Here is a 13,693-nt window from a genome sequence, read left to right on the forward strand (position 1 = left end):
CCCGCTGCTCTTTGACAACCTCGCGCGGGCCCAGACTCCGGCGGGAGAGGGCCGCGCTTTGCCTGTTGCAGAAACCAAAACCGCCTCGAGGCAAAGCGCGAGGCCACCAGCAGGCTCCGCTGCGACACCAGCCCTATCTTCGTGCCCGCTGTGACCGATCCGGGCTATTCCCTCGGGAGCGCGCAGGGCGTTCACTTCCTGCTTTCTCTTGTTTTGTAGACACTTTGAAAGGGGTGAACTCAAGTCCTGTGTCCACCAAACCAAATCGGGGCAAGCCCTTGAAACACGGCACCGGACATAGCGCTTGCGGACAGCGGGACGTAGGCGGCTGCGGCTGCGGCTGCCCACCCTGGGGTGGACATCGGCCCCTTCCCCCCGGCTAATGTTGCAGGCCATGTTCAATGCCTTCGTCGGACCATTCTTGGCTGCGTTCATCGCGCTGCTGTTCCTGGGCCTCCTCGTAGGCCTCGTGCACAAGAGGGCGTGGGCGTGGGCCACCGCCATCGTGGGCCTCTTCCTCGTGCTGGGCGGCGTGAGCGGGAGCGATCTGGCCGTCGCGCTCGCCAACCTGCTGGCCACAGCAGGCGCGGCTGGGCTGCTGTTCCGCCGTGCGCACCGTGAGCAGGTCCTGAAGCAGGAGATTGATGCGCTCTCGCGGCCCAAGCCCTGAGCGTCGGCACCGCCGGCATCCCTAGAATCGGTGCTCGACATGCCCGGAATGTCTGCTCGGCATCCCCGGAACGACTGCTCAACTTGCTCCGGAACACGCAGCTGGCATGGGGCTGCTGTACGCAATCGGCCTGCTCTCGTTCGCGGATGCCCGGCTTCAGGGGAAGAAGGTCCTGGCCCCCGTGCGCGATCTTCCCGTCGAAACCGAGGCGGAATAGCCACTTTCCTGGCGCGAAGCCATGAGGCTCCTCGCCTGCCCCGCGCTCCTCCTGCTCGCCCACCTGAGCGACTGCACCTCCCCCGCAGCCCCAGCGGATGCAGCCCGCTGGTGGCTGAAAAAAAGCGCGCAGGCGGTCAGGAGTGCTTCCCAGCGCGAGCTGGTTTCCGAGCAGCTCGCGTCACCTGACGCGGGCCTTTGCCCAGGGGTGGAATCACCACGTGAAGCGCGGCATAGAGGTAGAAGTCGGTCTCGCCCCCTTCGTTGCCGAAGTACCCAGTGGCGCTGTATGCACCGGAGTGGAAGAGCTGAACGACAGGTTCCTCCGAGGAGGGACTGTCCACATCGCCCTCCACGGTGCGCGGCTTCACGGGGCCGTTGAACTCTGGCGGAGAAATAACCCACGTCACTCCGAAACCCCTGGGCGCGTCCTCGTGAGCGGCGATGGGCAGGGCCTTCTCAATCACCCACGGGTCCAACAATCGCTCATCCAGCAGATCTTGTTCTTCTTCGGATGGGAATCGCTTCAACTGCCAGGTCTCATCAGCGCACATCTCGATGAGGTAGGGCTGAAGTGAAACAGACAGGCCCGCCCTGAGCGCTGCCGCCGCCACCTCGGCATCGCGTCCTTTCAACCTGTGAAGGGCTGCTTCCTTCTGGGTCAGCGGCGGCAGGCTGCGCCGGAAGGCTGCTTCGTGGCTGTACATGTGAAAGCAGGGGAAGCCGAGCATGCCGCCCCGCGGAAGGAAGTGGCGATCCGCCAGTGTTCGCTCCAACCCCTGACGGAGCCGCTCCGTGGCTTCGCCAGAGGGCCTGGGGGCGGTGATGGCGCCCTCCCCCCGGTAGAGGAGGTAGGTCAGCGTCACGCGCAGCCCCATCCACACCTTGTCGATGGCATGGTCCACGTCACCGAAGAAGGCCGCCCAGTGGATGCGCGAGGGCTCTGCCTGTTGGCTGATGTCCTGCCCCCAGTCGAAGACCTTGTGTGCGCCGCGGTGCGTGAGCACGAGCTGACCGTTGAAGAACCGCGAGGGGAGGCATACCACCAAGGTGCCCAGCATCTGGCTGCCTCGCGGCGTGTCCTTGTGAGGCTCGAAGTGGCCCTCCATCCCGTACACGTTGACGTTGTACAGCGCGGCGGTGAAGGCGGTAGGGTCGCCCGGGCAGAGCTGCTGGCGGACAACTTCAAGCACGCCGGAGGCGGCCGGATCGAAGTTCAGGACGGTGAATGCCCCCCCTTCAGCCTTGAGGTGGAGGGCATCACGCACGCGGCGGTTGTAAAGCGTCTTCCTGCCCTTTCCGAAGGGGGCCGGCGAGCATCGGGCGAGCAGAGGCTCAAGAGCGGTGTGTGGATCCGCACCGCGCTCCAACCGCGTGATGGGCATCTGCACTCCGTCCTTGAAGCGCAGTGTCACCGGGGCTTCGGGCACGAGTGTACCGCTGCAGACGAAGGGCGCGGAGATGCCGTGGACGAGGTTGCTCAGCTCCTCGATGGCGGCTTGCTGATGCGCTGAAGCCTGAGGGATTCGATGGGGCATGGAAGGGATGTGCTCTCGTGGGTAGGGCCGACGACATGATACCTCAAAGGTATGGATGGCTTCCGGAACCGGAAGCTCACCGGCGGTGCAAGGCTCTGAACCTAGCGTGGAGCCCTGGAACTCCGGAGAGCCCTTGCTCAGGTGGCTGCTCACGGAGTGCCGACTGTCGAGCGGCTCCGCTCGGTCTCTCACTGTCCGCCCTCGCGAGCGGCCGTGGGCGGAGTGTCAGTAGGCAATATGGCTGCGGGCGAGGAAGCGGAGGGCCGCGCGCCGTCCGTCAGCAGCCCCCCCAGGTGAGTGTCACGGGGTGGACCTCGCAGTCGGGTGCCCAACCTCGGAAGGCTCCGGCAGGACCGGCTCGGTCCAGGCACAGTCGCCGACGGCTACCCAGCGTATGCGGGCTCCCTGTCATTGCTCCCACTCGTGTCCAACCCACCCCGCCATGCAGGCGCGCGCTCGTCGTTCGCAGCCGGGCGCTGATGCCCCAATTCGGCTCACTGGCACGTGGGCACGCCACGCCTCGGCGTGAAGCTGGGGGAGTCCCCCTTCATGTCCTCCAGGATCTCGCTCCAGGAGAACTCCCGTGATTCCGCCAGCAGTCCCTCGTAGGGCTCGGTCTTCTGGTACAGGCGCACCCCTTCCTGGCCCTCTGGAGGCTCGATGAACTCCCCCACGCCGAGCTGCTTCGTCTCCCGGGTGAACTCCAGCTTCAACGTGTCTCCGTCGAACGTCCACGTCCCGTACTTCTTGAAGTCATCGACGAGGAACTCCAGCATCACGCGTCCGTCCTGACAGAGGTTGTAGGTGTCCATCGTGCTGGCGTACTCGTTTTCGAGGATGAGGCCCGTGGCGGAGGGCTGCCACGGCGCGCTTCCGCCCGCGGATGCCCGCATGGACGCGTGTAGCTGGCGCTGCAAGGTGGAGAGCTGCGCGCGCGTGTCGGGGATGAGGGCCTTCTTCATGGCCGCCAGTCCCTGGGTGAGGGTGTTGGCCCGGGCCCAGCCGAGCAGCCCCGTCTCTGACTGGACGAGGTACCACGTGCCCTCCGTGGCCAGCAGCGTGACGGTGCTCCCCGCGCGCAGCTTCGCCACCGTCTCCGCGTCGTCGCGGCGGGTGCGCAGCAATGGGAAGGAGATGGACACCTTCGGCTTCAGGCCCGAGGCGTACAGCTCCGGCAGCACGAGGATGGCGCCGGCCGTGGCATCGCCGTTGATGCGTGCCGACTTTCGGAGCGCCTTGGCCGAAAGCCAGCCGAGCACGTCGCCGGGCTCCCCCACCACGCTCGTGAGGTACCAGCCGCCCTGGCTGTCCTCCGGAGCCGGCTTGAAGGCAAGCAGCGAGAGGGAGCGGTTGGCGCCGGCCATGGCGACGACTCCCAATTGCGCCGGCGTTTGCCAGAGCGTCATCAGGCCCGGAGGACGCACGACACGGCCGACGGCGTACAGCTCCTGCGGCACCTCGGTGAAGCCTGGCACCTTCGCGTCGTAGAGGTACTTGTCGCGGCGCTTCCAGCCGTCCGGCATGGGCACGTCACAGAGGAGGATGCCGTTGCCGGAGGCGCTCGGCGTGCCCGGAGGCAGTGGCACCTCCTGGAGCGCGGTGCCTTCCTGCCGGAAGAGGCGGTAGCGCGCCTCTCCGTGAACGAGCACCTCCCGGCGCTTGTCGCTGCTGTCGACATCCACCACGGTGACGCCGCGCACTCCGGGCAGCTCGCCCTCCGTGAAGGACGTGCCGGCGGTGAGGCGGAAGGCTCCGGACTTCGTCACCTCCAGCGTGATTCGCTCCCGAGAACCGTCACCATTGAGGTCTGCGCCAGCCTCCCGGCTGGGAGAGGAGGGCGCGGGGGCCATGAGCACGGCGGCGAGCACCAGGGCGCATGTGTTGGACATGCGGTCACACTGATGCAGGACCGCAATGCCGCGCAAGGCGGCTACCAGTGTGCCTCCCCGTCGTCGAGGCGCCCACACGCTGGCGCTACGACAAGACGGCATGCGCTGGGGCTGGGGCGCCAACGCGTTCGGCCATTATCCAGTCTTGCGCGACAAGAAGTAGACGTTCTCGCCTGGGTCCGTGTGCGTCGCTTCCAGCGTGAGCCCGTATGCGCGCAGCAGGTCGCGATACCCGTCGACGCTGTACGAGTGATAGCGGAACGGCACGCCATTCATCGGCTCGCCGTCGATGGAGCCGTGGGCGTCGCCGGAGGTGAAGAGGAACGCGGCGCCAGGTTTCAATGCTCTCGCGATATTGGCGATTGCCTGTTCCTGCTCTTCGTGGCGCAGGTGGAACAGGACCCCCCATGCAATCGCGGCGTCGAACGTCCACGCCTGAAGCTCACACGACTGGATGGACGCACAGACCACCGGCACGTGGGGGAAGTTCGCTTGAAATCGCGCCAGCAGTTCGCGGGAGCTATCCACGCCCACCACGTGGCAGCCATGCTCCAGCAGCACCCGCGTCAGCGGCAATCCCGTGCCGCAGCCGGCGTCCAACACCGAGGCGCCGGCCGGAAGTGAGGCCGCGAGCGCGGTCACTTCCGGGACGCCCATGTGGCCTGTGCGTTGGGATGCATACCAGTCCGCGATCAAATCGTACTCGTGCACGCGTCAGCCTCCTGCTGGTGTAACTGTGCGTTGTGCTTACCCAAAATCCGGCCGCTGCGTCATGGGTGCATCAAGGCAACCTCCGACAGTGCGTCGAGGCGCGCGAGGACGGAAGCGCTGTGCAACTATTTTTCAGTAAGTGACGAATCACTTGCCTTCACGTGCGCAACCAGAAAAATAAGTTGCAGACAAAAACATGAAAATCTTAATCAACCCGCTCACTCAAGGAGTCCACAATGGCCAAGGCGACCCTCTTCGCATTCACTCAGCCAAGCTCACCTGGAGTTGAGTTTTTCATTGAACTGACCGACGACAACACCATTGCACATGCGCGCCGGGTACTCTCCGGCGAAGAGCAGAACGAGATTCACGTCCACGGGAGGATTATCAAGCAGCGCAAGGACTACAACCCGCGATTCTCGTTCCATCTCGATCCGACGACCATCAGGTTCTTCGCGATGGCCATCGAAGTCTGTGATGCCAACATGATGTACGTCGAAGACCACTTGGACGAAGCGGGTGGCGCGTTTCTCCCTGGCGGTCACTGGTGCCCGTGGGACTCCCGGCTCACGCGCGAAGTGAAGTAAGCGGAGCGAATCCGGCAGGTTCACCAGCACACCACGGACTCCAAGCATGGCTTGCCAGTGGCGCCCACCGTGCTCGCTCGCGACTTCAATCCACCCAAGCCTGGGTGACGGACATTACGTACGTACCCACACGCGAGGGATGGGTGTACCTGGCTGAGGTGGGGGGGCCTGATGACCCATGGCGCGGTGATCGCACGGGAGTACGGCTTGCCAGCCGTCGTGGGGGTGGAGCGTGCCACCCGGCTGATCCGGGATGGCCAGCGGATCCGCGTGCATGGAACGGACGGATACGTCGAGCTCCTGCCCTAGCCCGTCTCGCCTCGGAGGCCGGGAAGAGGCGCTCTCGCTGCGTTCACGGCCGTATGCCGGTGAGCGCGAGGCGCAGCACCCGGCGCGCGGTGAGCGGCTCGTCTTGGTTGGCAACGGCGATCGCGTTCGCCAGCATCATCAGGTCCTCCGGTGTCGCGCTGGCGTGAATCGCGCCCACCGATGACGCCCGGGCCACCAGAACCTTCAACACGTCGAGCAGCATGCCGCTGCAGCAGAGCTCCTCGGGCGAGAGGCCATCCGGGCCGGTCAGCAGCGCATCGGCAAGCCCGCGGTTGGCCGCGGTGTAGACCGTCAATTCCTCGAGCCAGGCCGCCAACTCCGCAGCGGGCTCCTCACCCGGTTGCGCGGCTGCCCGCGCACAGAGCTGCGCGACGCCCTCGCGGAAGACCGCCTCCAACAGAGACTGCCGCGACGGGAAGTGCCGGTGCAGGGTCGCCGAGCCGACCCCCGCCCGCCGCGCGATCTCCTCGAGCGACACCTGCGCGCCATCCCTGCCGACCAGCTCCGCGGCGGCCGCGACAATCCGCTCCCGGTTGCGTCGTCCGTCCGCTCGCAACGGCTTCACATGCGCCACGGCAATCTTCTCCTCACGAGAACCTTCGTTGACAAACGGGGGGCCCCCCCGTATTTAACCACGAAAATAAACGGTGGGGTCCCCCACTTACGCGAGGAGCGCCTATGGGCAGCAACGGTTCCGTTCTCGTCACCGCCGCCACAGGGCGCCAGGGGGGCGCCACCGCCCGGGCGCTGTTGGCCGAAGGCCGCACACCGGTGCGAGTGCTGGTGCGCAACCCGGAGGCGCCCAACGCCAAGTCCCTCGCGGCGGCTGGCGCCGAGGTGGTTGTCGGGGACCTCGACGATCCAGCGTCGTTGCGCGCCGCCTGCGCCGGGGCGCGGGCAGTCTTCTCGATGCAGTCACCGATCATCTCCGCGACTGGTGTCGACCACAGCAAGGAGCGCCAGCAAGGGAGGAGCCTCGTCGAGGCCGCGCTCGCCGAGGGCGTCGAGACGTTCGTACACACCGCGACGTCCGGCGTCGGCGACCACCGCAACATCGAGGGATGGGCGGAGGGGCGCTGGAAGTCGCATGAGGCGTACTGGGAGAACAAACTCGCCACCTGCGACCTCGTCCGCAAGGCGGGCTTCAAGCACTGGACCCTCCTCCTGCCCGCCACCTTCATGGACCATCCCATGTTGGATCCCGCCGGCTTCGTTGACGGGCGCCGGTTGCTCACGGTGGTCAGGACCGATCGGCTCCTCCAGCTGATCGCGCCGGAAGACATCGGCCAGGCGGCCGCAGCGGCGATCAACGATCCCGCGACGTTCAACGGTGTGACGCTGCAACTCGCGGGTGACCTGCTCACGCTTCCTCAGATCGCCGGGATCCTCTCGCGCCTCGACGGCAAGGAGTACACCGTCCAGTCCGGCACGGTCGAGGAGGCCGTCGCGGCCGGACTGCATCCCGGCGTGGCGCAAGGCATGACGTACATCAACGTCGCCCCGGTGCTGGCACGGCCCGAGATCGCGCGTTCCTACGGCCTTTCACCCATGAGCTTCGAGACCTGGGCGCGCCAGCGTCGCGAGATGACCTGACCGCCGGCCTCTGGACGGGACAGGTGCACCCCTTCCAGCCAACGCTCAGCTCCAGACGTACGAGGTCTTGGAGCTGGGCGGAAGCGCTGCCTTCGAGTCAGGCGGAGCGCTGCTCTCCCGGCGCGGACTCGCCCACCTTGAGGTGCGTTCGCAGCCAGCGTGCCAGCGCCTCTGCCTGCTCCTGGCGGATGAAACTGGCGATGGCTTCCTGGCTCACCCCGCCGCCGGAGAGCGCGCGATCGACGATGAGATGGTAGCGGGTCACCTGTCTCCCCTGGGGCGTGCGAACCTGGGGTTCGACGCGGAGCGACCGCACGTCGCGCCACCGTACGTCGAGCCGGTGTTTCCTTCCGGAGAAGGGCGGCAGGGAGAGGTTTCGTGTTGGGGTATGGAGGCGCAGGTCGTAGTGCCCGGCCTTCCGCCGTGCGCGCGACCACAGCCCGGCGAGCACACCGCAGGCGATGACGGCCCCCCAGGCCCCCACGCCCACGGGCAGCGGTGCGTTGAATCCCCCAGCGAGTCCTCCGAGCACGACACACGCCAGGGCGGAGCCCCCCATGGCCAGGAACACCCAGGCGGCCGTCCACTGCTCATCGAGCGTCACGCACTCGCTGCCGTCCTCCCGGAAGAAGGTGGACAAGAGCGGCGGCTCCGGCTTCCAGGCCCACCCCACCATGGCGCCCAGCCAGAGTGCCACCAGGTTGAAGGGCAGCAGGACCATGAGCAGGAACAGCTCCGAGCTCCCCAGGCCCGCCTGCAACACCGCCTCCGAGGGCTGACCGGGCCGGTAGTACACGGGGATGCTGGTCCCGAGGGGGTAGCGCACCACCAGTTCCTCCGCGTACCCGGCGTCCCCCGAGCGCCACGCGGCGAAGCGGTACTTGCTGCCCTCGTAGCGCTGCCCGTCAACGGAGTAGGTGTAGGCCACCTTCAGGCCGTACGTGGTGCTCTTGTTCGAGCGCACCGCCTCCACCTCGCTCCGGATGATGGTCCCCTGCACGGAGGGCCATTTCGCCGACTGCACCTGGCGGGCCATGCTGGAGATGGCGAAGTAGTCCGCAGCCCCCGTGATAGCCGTCCACGGCAACACGAACACGAGCAATACGGCGGACGAGGCCACGCGAGAAAACATGACCCCATTCTAGGCGATACAAAGGTGGCGGTTACCTCGCGGAAGCGAAATTGTACGCTCCCGCTTCCGGCACTTGGACCAGCACGGCTGGCCGCAAGCGGCCTGGTGGCCGCGTTGCAGGCGTAACGCAAGCCCTGCGCGCACCGAGGTCGTCATGAGCACCGAAGACCTGCCGTCGACGCCACCCCTGTGCGTCGATCAAATTAGAAGTCACCGGGCTTGATGTACGGGTGGCTCCACAGCGTGACCTGAAGGAGGCACGACTTGACCCACGCCGCGTACATCTTCTCGACGTCCTCGGCGGAGTGCCCCTTCCTCGCCAGGAAGGGCCGGAGCGTGAACGTCACCGGGAAGATGAGCGCGAAGAGATTGCGGAACGGAATGAGTTCGGTCGAGGGCGCGCCGTCCGTCATGTTCTTCTTCACGCGGTGGTGCCGAAGACCAATCTCGTGCTGGTAGTCGAGCCACTTCTGACCATAGTCCGCACGGGCGGTATCGAGGATCCACTGACCGAAGCGCTTTCGTACCGCACCGAGGTAATCGCCCAGCGGCCGTCCATCCGATTTGCCGGAGAACGACGCCAGAAGATGCGGCTGGCTGCCGACGAAGCCGTACCAGACGTCGAGGATCGCCTCGACATGGTCCTGCACGACGTCGTGCGACATGCGGAGGTACTTCACGTCCTCGTCGCCGAACAGGACGCTCGCCTTCATCTGCTCGAAGTCAGCGAGCGTCACGGGGGAGGCCGCAACCACCGAGGTAGCGTACGTGTAGCCGGGGATGGTGCTCATGATGTTCTTCTCCTTCTTGGAGCAAAGCTCCGCTCTTGCCGCCGGCCGGTATGGCCGCGGAATGGGTGCACGAACGTGTTCGGCGAAGGGCCTACCTGGACCGCGTGAACTGCTCCCAGAGCTCTCTTCGGATCATCTCGTCGGCGGGCTCGTGCTCGGGGCATTCGAGCCGCAACTGCTCATTCGCCAGCGGTGCATCCACGAACGCGCAATGGTGCGGCGACGCGCCTTCCCGCACGTTCGGACGGAAGTGCTTGCACGCCACGCACATCCCGCTGAGGGGGACGAGCCCTTGCTCCTGAAGGGCACGAATCATCTTCATCACCCCCGAGAAGAACGCTCGCTGTTCCTCGGGCGGCAGGCCGGTCACGGCGGCGGCCATGAATTCGGGCCACGAACGCGCGCGCGCACCGAGCTCCTCACCCTTCTTCGTCGGCGTGAGCAAGCTGGCGCGGGGATGGCGCGGGTCGGGAGACTTCGTGAGGAGCTTCTTCTCGATGAGCACACGCACCGAGTCGCTGATCGTCGGAAGCGTGACCCCGAGGCGCTCACTCAGTTCCGATCCCGTGAGGGGGCCGTGGGCCACGAGCGCGGCCAGGATCTGGCCCTGGGTGGCGGACAGCCCTTCACTGTTCGCCTGCTGCCAGGACTGCTGCTTCATGGCGAGCCCGATTTTGTGCAGACCTGTCGCGATGCGCGATGGGAGCGGCTCCGTGTTCTCGTCGAAGAAAGAGGGGCGCCTTGAGCTCATGACGCCAAGCTAAGTTAGGACTCCTAAGTTGTCAACGGCATCGAAGAGCGCCTCCGGGGTATGGCCCGCAGGCATCTCCGCGCGCACCGCGTCCACCTCCTCCAGGGCAAGTCTGGAAGAGAGAGCTGAGCAACGCCTGCGCCCCCGCCCCTCCTCTTTTCCGAAGCCAGCACTATCCTGCGGGTGGGGCCGGGCTGCACGGGCAGCGGTCCCTCCCGCAGCGCTCTCTCGACAGGAAAGGATGTTGGTCATGAACCCTACCAGAGGCCATTCGCACGCTTCACACGGCCACCAGCACGGAGAGAAATGCGGCCACACGGCCGTGCGGCATGGCGACCACGTGGACTATCTCCACGAAGGACATCTTCACCACGCGGAAGGAACCGGCGTCAGTGAGTGCTGCGTCGCGGCGGACGCGTCCAATCCTGTCCAGTGCACCCCCAAGCATGACTGCGCGGACCATGCGAAGGAGCATGAGCACGGCCCCCAGTGTGGTCATGAAGCCGTGCCCCATGGCGACCATGTGGACTACCTGGTGGCCGGACACCTGCACCATCCCCACGGTCCTCACTGTGACGACCACGGCGCACTGCGCGGCCTCGCCTGATCCAGCAGGCGCCCGGCACTCGGACGGCCGCTGACGCGGACCGTCCGGTGAGCCTGGCCCGGAGCCACCATTGAGGCGGCCGAAGCCGACGGCCGGTCTCCAGCCTCACCCTAACGGCACGAGGCCTCGTCGATCAGACACTCGCGCGTGCGCGCCAGGCACTTCACCATGGCCTCGGAGAACATGCCGTTCAACAGCGGCGAGGCCAGCGGATACATCACCGGGGAGGTCAGCTCGAACACGTAGATCCACTCCACCTGCGTGCCCCCGTCTTGAGCAGGCTGGAAGGTCCACTCGCCGCGGCCCGACTTGAGGAGGTACTTGATCGGCGGCTTGAACCCGGTGGCGAGCCTGTACTCGTGGTGCCGGGGGCGGTCCATGATGGTGATGAGCCGCTCCATCACCGCCCCATCCGAGCTGTGAACGCGCGCCTTCACCCCTTCGCGCAGCGGCCCTCCCCCGGCAACCTCGGTCTTCACCACCCCAGGGATGCGGCCGTGGCCACTGAAGGTCTTCGCGGGTGCCTCCAGCGAGGTGACGAAGTCGTAGACCTGCTCGGGGGGCCGCTCGATCCGGATCGACGAGTGAAGCCGGACCTCTTTCGGTGCGACAAGGGCCGTGATTCCCAGCGCCGCTACCACGCTCAACACCGCTATCCACAGAATTCGCTTCAAGCCACACCTTGCTGTTGACTGGCTCCGAGTGGCCAGGCTCTGGCGGGAAGGATACGCCAGTCAGCGCCAAGACGCTCACGCCCGTGCCCGTCCTGATCCAGCGGGCCCCTCGCGGACGTGAGAAGAGAACCGCAGGCTCGAGTCCTCGACCGAGTCCTCCTTCAAGAGCTTCGTGTCGGAGTAGTAATCCATCGACATCAGCCAAGGTGCCTGGGTGCCCTGAAGCGGGAGTTCGCTGAGCGACCGCTTCACATACCCAGCGCCGAAATCGAGCAGCGGCCGCGTCGGCATGGCCGGTTCGCTCCGCTCGGGACAGCAGATGGAATAGCCGTGCGCGTCCATGTACGCGAGCAAGCGGCAGAAGTGCTCGCAGAGCAGGCCGACCTTCAGCGTCCACGAGGAGTTCGTGTAGCCAATGGCGAACGCATAGTTGGGAACTCCGTCGAGCATCATGCCCTTGAAGGCCACCTTGCTGGGCAGGTGGACCGGGGCGCCATCGACGGTCAGGGTGATGCCGCCGAACGGCAGCAGGTTCAGTCCGGTGGCCGTCACGACCAGGTCCGCTTCGAGTTCGCGTCCCGATGCGAGCTTGAGGCCTCGCTCGGTGAACGTCTCGATTCTATCGGTGACCACCGACGCGCTGCCCTGGCCAATCGCCTTGAACAGGTCCGCGTCGGGGACCATGCACAGCCGCTGATCCCATGGCTCGTAGGGCGGATTGAAGTGCTCGTCGACCGGATAGCCCTTCGGAAGCTGCCTCGCGTTGAGGTACCGGATCAGCCGCCGCGCCAGCTTCGGGTAGCGCCGGCAGAACCGCCAGAAGAGCCGCTGCACGGCGATGTTCTTGCGCCGCGTGAGCGCATACGCCCACTTTCGAGGGAGCAGCCGCCGCAGCAGGTTCGCCACCGCATCCTCGGAGGGGAGCGGCATGATGTACGTGGGGGTCCGCTGCAGCATCGTCACGTGAGCGGCCTTCTCAGCCATCGCAGGGACGATGGTCACGGCGGTCGCGCCGCTGCCGATCACGACGACGCGTTTACCAGCGTAATCGAGGCCGCTGGGCCAGTGCTGCGGATGGACGATCTGCCCACCAAACCGGTGGGTGCCCTCGAACCGGGGCGTGAACCCCTCGTCATACCGGTAGTAGCCCGCCGCGCCAAAGAGCCACCGGCACGTCATCTCGATGCGCTCGCCGGTATCGGTCCGCTCGACGTCCACGGTCCAGCGAGCGTCCTGGCTCGACCAGGCGGCGCGATGCACCTTGTGATGCAGCCGGATCTTGCGGTCGATCCCATTCTCGGCGGTGGTCTCGCGCAGGTAGGCGAGGATCGCCTCCGCGCTGGCGATGGCCTTGCGGCTCTCCCAGGGTTTGAACGCGTAGCCGAACGTGTGCAGGTCCGAGTCCGAGCGGATACCCGGGTAGCGGAACAGCGCCCACGTGCCGCCGGCCGCCTCCCGCGCCTCCAGGATGGCGTAGGACTTCGACGAGTGCTCCTTCTGGAGGTAGTAAGCGGCCCCAATCCCGGAGACGCCCGCTCCGACGATCAGCACGTCGAAATGTTCGGAAGAGCCTGCGGCCCGCTGCGTGGACATGGTGGAAACCTCTCATGGATACGGCCGCTCGTGGGGTGCCGCAACTGCCATGTTCAAGCTCCGGGGAGAACGGGAGCAACTCGCCGCCCGGTGCGGCGGGCCGCTTGCCAAGAGACTTCATGGGTCACGCGCGGCGCATCCCACCGTGGCGCTTATGTTTGGCGCATTCAGAAGGAGCCAGCCATGCCCAGAAAGGCAACCCCCACGAAGAAGCGGACAGCCCCCTCTCCCCGCAGACGGGCCTCCTCCCCAGCGCGCAAGACCGGTCAGCAGTACTGGTCGCGCGAGGTGACGGAGCACAGCGACGCGATGGACCTGGAGGACAAGGTCTTCACGCGCTCTCCCCGGGCCATTGCCCTCTCGCTGAAGCGCTCCGCCGAGCGCAGCTCCCGGCGGAAGTCCGCCCCGTACCGCTCGGCCATGTCCATGCTCACGTTCTACGAGAACCGCGCCGGCCACAACCTCCCGGCCTCGCGGCGGCGTGTCCTCGAAGAGGCCAAGGACGAGCTGCGCAAGCTGTTTCACCGCGAGCCCAAGCCGAAGGCGCCCGGGCGTGCCCGCACGTCCAGCAAGCAAGCACGCTCCTGACCCATGGGCAGGCAGGCAAGAAG

General features: G+C 66.3%; 15 protein-coding genes and 1 pseudogene. 6 read left to right on the forward strand and 10 right to left on the reverse strand.

The annotated features are described in order from the left end of the window. The first annotated feature begins 421 nt into the window (after positions 1–421). Positions 422–670 (forward strand): hypothetical protein, encoded by a 249-nt coding sequence (locus KY661_RS34895; RefSeq protein ID WP_225414302.1) that lies wholly within the window; start codon positions 422–424, stop codon positions 668–670. 353 nt (positions 671–1,023) lie between these two features. Here KY661_RS34895 and KY661_RS34900 read toward each other — a convergent pair whose 3' ends face one another. The 3 genes from KY661_RS34900 to KY661_RS34910 all read right to left on the reverse strand — a co-directional run bounded on the left by KY661_RS34900 (position 1,024) and on the right by KY661_RS34910 (position 5,024). Next, positions 1,024–2,577, reverse strand: coding sequence for a hypothetical protein (locus KY661_RS34900; RefSeq protein ID WP_225414303.1), 1,554 nt, complete (start codon positions 2,575–2,577; stop codon positions 1,024–1,026). A 341-nt stretch (positions 2,578–2,918) separates the two neighbouring features. Next, entirely contained in the window at positions 2,919–4,313 is a 1,395-nt protein-coding gene (locus KY661_RS34905; RefSeq protein WP_225414304.1) for an SH3 domain-containing protein, read from the reverse strand. A 135-nt stretch (positions 4,314–4,448) separates the two neighbouring features. Next, on the reverse strand, positions 4,449–5,024 hold the full coding sequence (locus KY661_RS34910) for a class I SAM-dependent DNA methyltransferase (protein ID WP_225414305.1): 576 nt from the start codon (positions 5,022–5,024) through the stop codon (positions 4,449–4,451). 236 nt (positions 5,025–5,260) lie between these two features. On the opposite strand from KY661_RS34910, the gene KY661_RS34915 reads away from it, so the two are divergent. From KY661_RS34915 to KY661_RS34925, 3 genes and pseudogenes are all read left to right on the forward strand, one after another. Next, complete coding sequence (locus KY661_RS34915; protein WP_225414306.1) at positions 5,261–5,611, forward strand: BP74-related protein; 351 nt, start codon at positions 5,261–5,263, stop codon at positions 5,609–5,611. A gap of 30 nt (positions 5,612–5,641) precedes the next feature. Then, positions 5,642–5,772: pseudogene (locus tag KY661_RS34920) on the forward strand (IS3 family transposase); the annotation flags it as partial. Between the two features lie 10 nt (positions 5,773–5,782). Next, positions 5,783–5,920 (forward strand): PEP-utilizing enzyme, encoded by a 138-nt coding sequence (locus KY661_RS34925; RefSeq protein ID WP_225414307.1) that lies wholly within the window; start codon positions 5,783–5,785, stop codon positions 5,918–5,920. A gap of 43 nt (positions 5,921–5,963) precedes the next feature. Here KY661_RS34925 and KY661_RS34930 read toward each other — a convergent pair whose 3' ends face one another. Beyond that, the gene (locus KY661_RS34930; protein ID WP_225414308.1) at positions 5,964–6,515 is read right to left on the reverse strand and encodes a TetR/AcrR family transcriptional regulator; all 552 of its coding nucleotides are present in this window, start codon (positions 6,513–6,515) and stop codon (positions 5,964–5,966) included. 104 nt (positions 6,516–6,619) lie between these two features. On the opposite strand from KY661_RS34930, the gene KY661_RS34935 reads away from it, so the two are divergent. Beyond that, positions 6,620–7,534, forward strand: a complete 915-nt coding sequence (locus KY661_RS34935) for an NmrA family NAD(P)-binding protein (RefSeq protein ID WP_225414309.1) — start codon at positions 6,620–6,622, stop codon at positions 7,532–7,534. Between the two features lie 97 nt (positions 7,535–7,631). Here the strand turns inward: KY661_RS34935 and KY661_RS34940 are convergent, their stop codons facing one another. From KY661_RS34940 to KY661_RS34965, 6 genes are all read right to left on the reverse strand, one after another. After that, positions 7,632–8,666 (reverse strand): DUF3592 domain-containing protein, encoded by a 1,035-nt coding sequence (locus tag KY661_RS34940; RefSeq protein WP_225414310.1) that lies wholly within the window; start codon positions 8,664–8,666, stop codon positions 7,632–7,634. 203 nt (positions 8,667–8,869) lie between these two features. Then, positions 8,870–9,457 carry a protoglobin domain-containing protein gene (locus tag KY661_RS34945; protein ID WP_225414311.1) on the reverse strand — a complete coding sequence of 196 codons (588 nt, stop codon included), beginning with the start codon at positions 9,455–9,457 and terminating at the stop codon, positions 8,870–8,872. A 91-nt stretch (positions 9,458–9,548) separates the two neighbouring features. Further along, positions 9,549–10,118, reverse strand: coding sequence for a MarR family winged helix-turn-helix transcriptional regulator (locus KY661_RS34950; RefSeq protein WP_225414312.1), 570 nt, complete (start codon positions 10,116–10,118; stop codon positions 9,549–9,551). A gap of 370 nt (positions 10,119–10,488) precedes the next feature. Then, positions 10,489–10,764 (reverse strand): hypothetical protein, encoded by a 276-nt coding sequence (locus KY661_RS34955; protein ID WP_225414313.1) that lies wholly within the window; start codon positions 10,762–10,764, stop codon positions 10,489–10,491. Positions 10,765–10,925: 161 nt separating this feature from the next. After that, entirely contained in the window at positions 10,926–11,489 is a 564-nt protein-coding gene (locus tag KY661_RS34960; RefSeq protein WP_225414314.1) for a type II toxin-antitoxin system RatA family toxin, read from the reverse strand. A 75-nt stretch (positions 11,490–11,564) separates the two neighbouring features. Continuing rightward, complete coding sequence (locus tag KY661_RS34965; RefSeq protein WP_225414315.1) at positions 11,565–13,082, reverse strand: flavin-containing monooxygenase; 1,518 nt, start codon at positions 13,080–13,082, stop codon at positions 11,565–11,567. 183 nt (positions 13,083–13,265) lie between these two features. Here KY661_RS34965 and KY661_RS34970 point away from each other — a divergent pair, with 183 nt between their 5' ends. Then, positions 13,266–13,670 (forward strand): DUF3175 domain-containing protein, encoded by a 405-nt coding sequence (locus KY661_RS34970; RefSeq protein WP_225414316.1) that lies wholly within the window; start codon positions 13,266–13,268, stop codon positions 13,668–13,670. Positions 13,671–13,693 lie beyond the last annotated feature (23 nt).

The sequence above is a fragment of the Allostigmatella hybrida genome, from assembly GCF_020103775.1.
Taxonomy (GTDB): domain Bacteria; phylum Myxococcota; class Myxococcia; order Myxococcales; family Myxococcaceae; genus Hyalangium; species Hyalangium aurantiaca.

What these genes read in the sequence shown, in the direction of transcription:
- KY661_RS34915 (WP_225414306.1), top strand. Translation starts at nt 5,261, where the DNA reads ATGGCCAAGGCGACCCTCTTCGCATTCACTCAGCCAAGCTCACCTGGA.
- KY661_RS34925 (WP_225414307.1), top strand. Translation starts at nt 5,783, where the DNA reads ATGACCCATGGCGCGGTGATCGCACGGGAGTACGGCTTGCCAGCCGTC.
- KY661_RS34955 (WP_225414313.1), bottom strand. Translation starts at nt 10,764, where the DNA reads ATGGTGCAGGTGTCCGGCCACCAGGTAGTCCACATGGTCGCCATGGGG.
- KY661_RS34970 (WP_225414316.1), top strand. Translation starts at nt 13,266, where the DNA reads ATGCCCAGAAAGGCAACCCCCACGAAGAAGCGGACAGCCCCCTCTCCC.
- KY661_RS34905 (WP_225414304.1), bottom strand. Translation starts at nt 4,313, where the DNA reads ATGTCCAACACATGCGCCCTGGTGCTCGCCGCCGTGCTCATGGCCCCC.
- KY661_RS34945 (WP_225414311.1), bottom strand. Translation starts at nt 9,457, where the DNA reads ATGAGCACCATCCCCGGCTACACGTACGCTACCTCGGTGGTTGCGGCC.
- KY661_RS34965 (WP_225414315.1), bottom strand. Translation starts at nt 13,082, where the DNA reads ATGTCCACGCAGCGGGCCGCAGGCTCTTCCGAACATTTCGACGTGCTG.
- KY661_RS34935 (WP_225414309.1), top strand. Translation starts at nt 6,620, where the DNA reads ATGGGCAGCAACGGTTCCGTTCTCGTCACCGCCGCCACAGGGCGCCAG.
- KY661_RS34950 (WP_225414312.1), bottom strand. Translation starts at nt 10,118, where the DNA reads ATGAAGCAGCAGTCCTGGCAGCAGGCGAACAGTGAAGGGCTGTCCGCC.
- KY661_RS34940 (WP_225414310.1), bottom strand. Translation starts at nt 8,666, where the DNA reads ATGTTTTCTCGCGTGGCCTCGTCCGCCGTATTGCTCGTGTTCGTGTTG.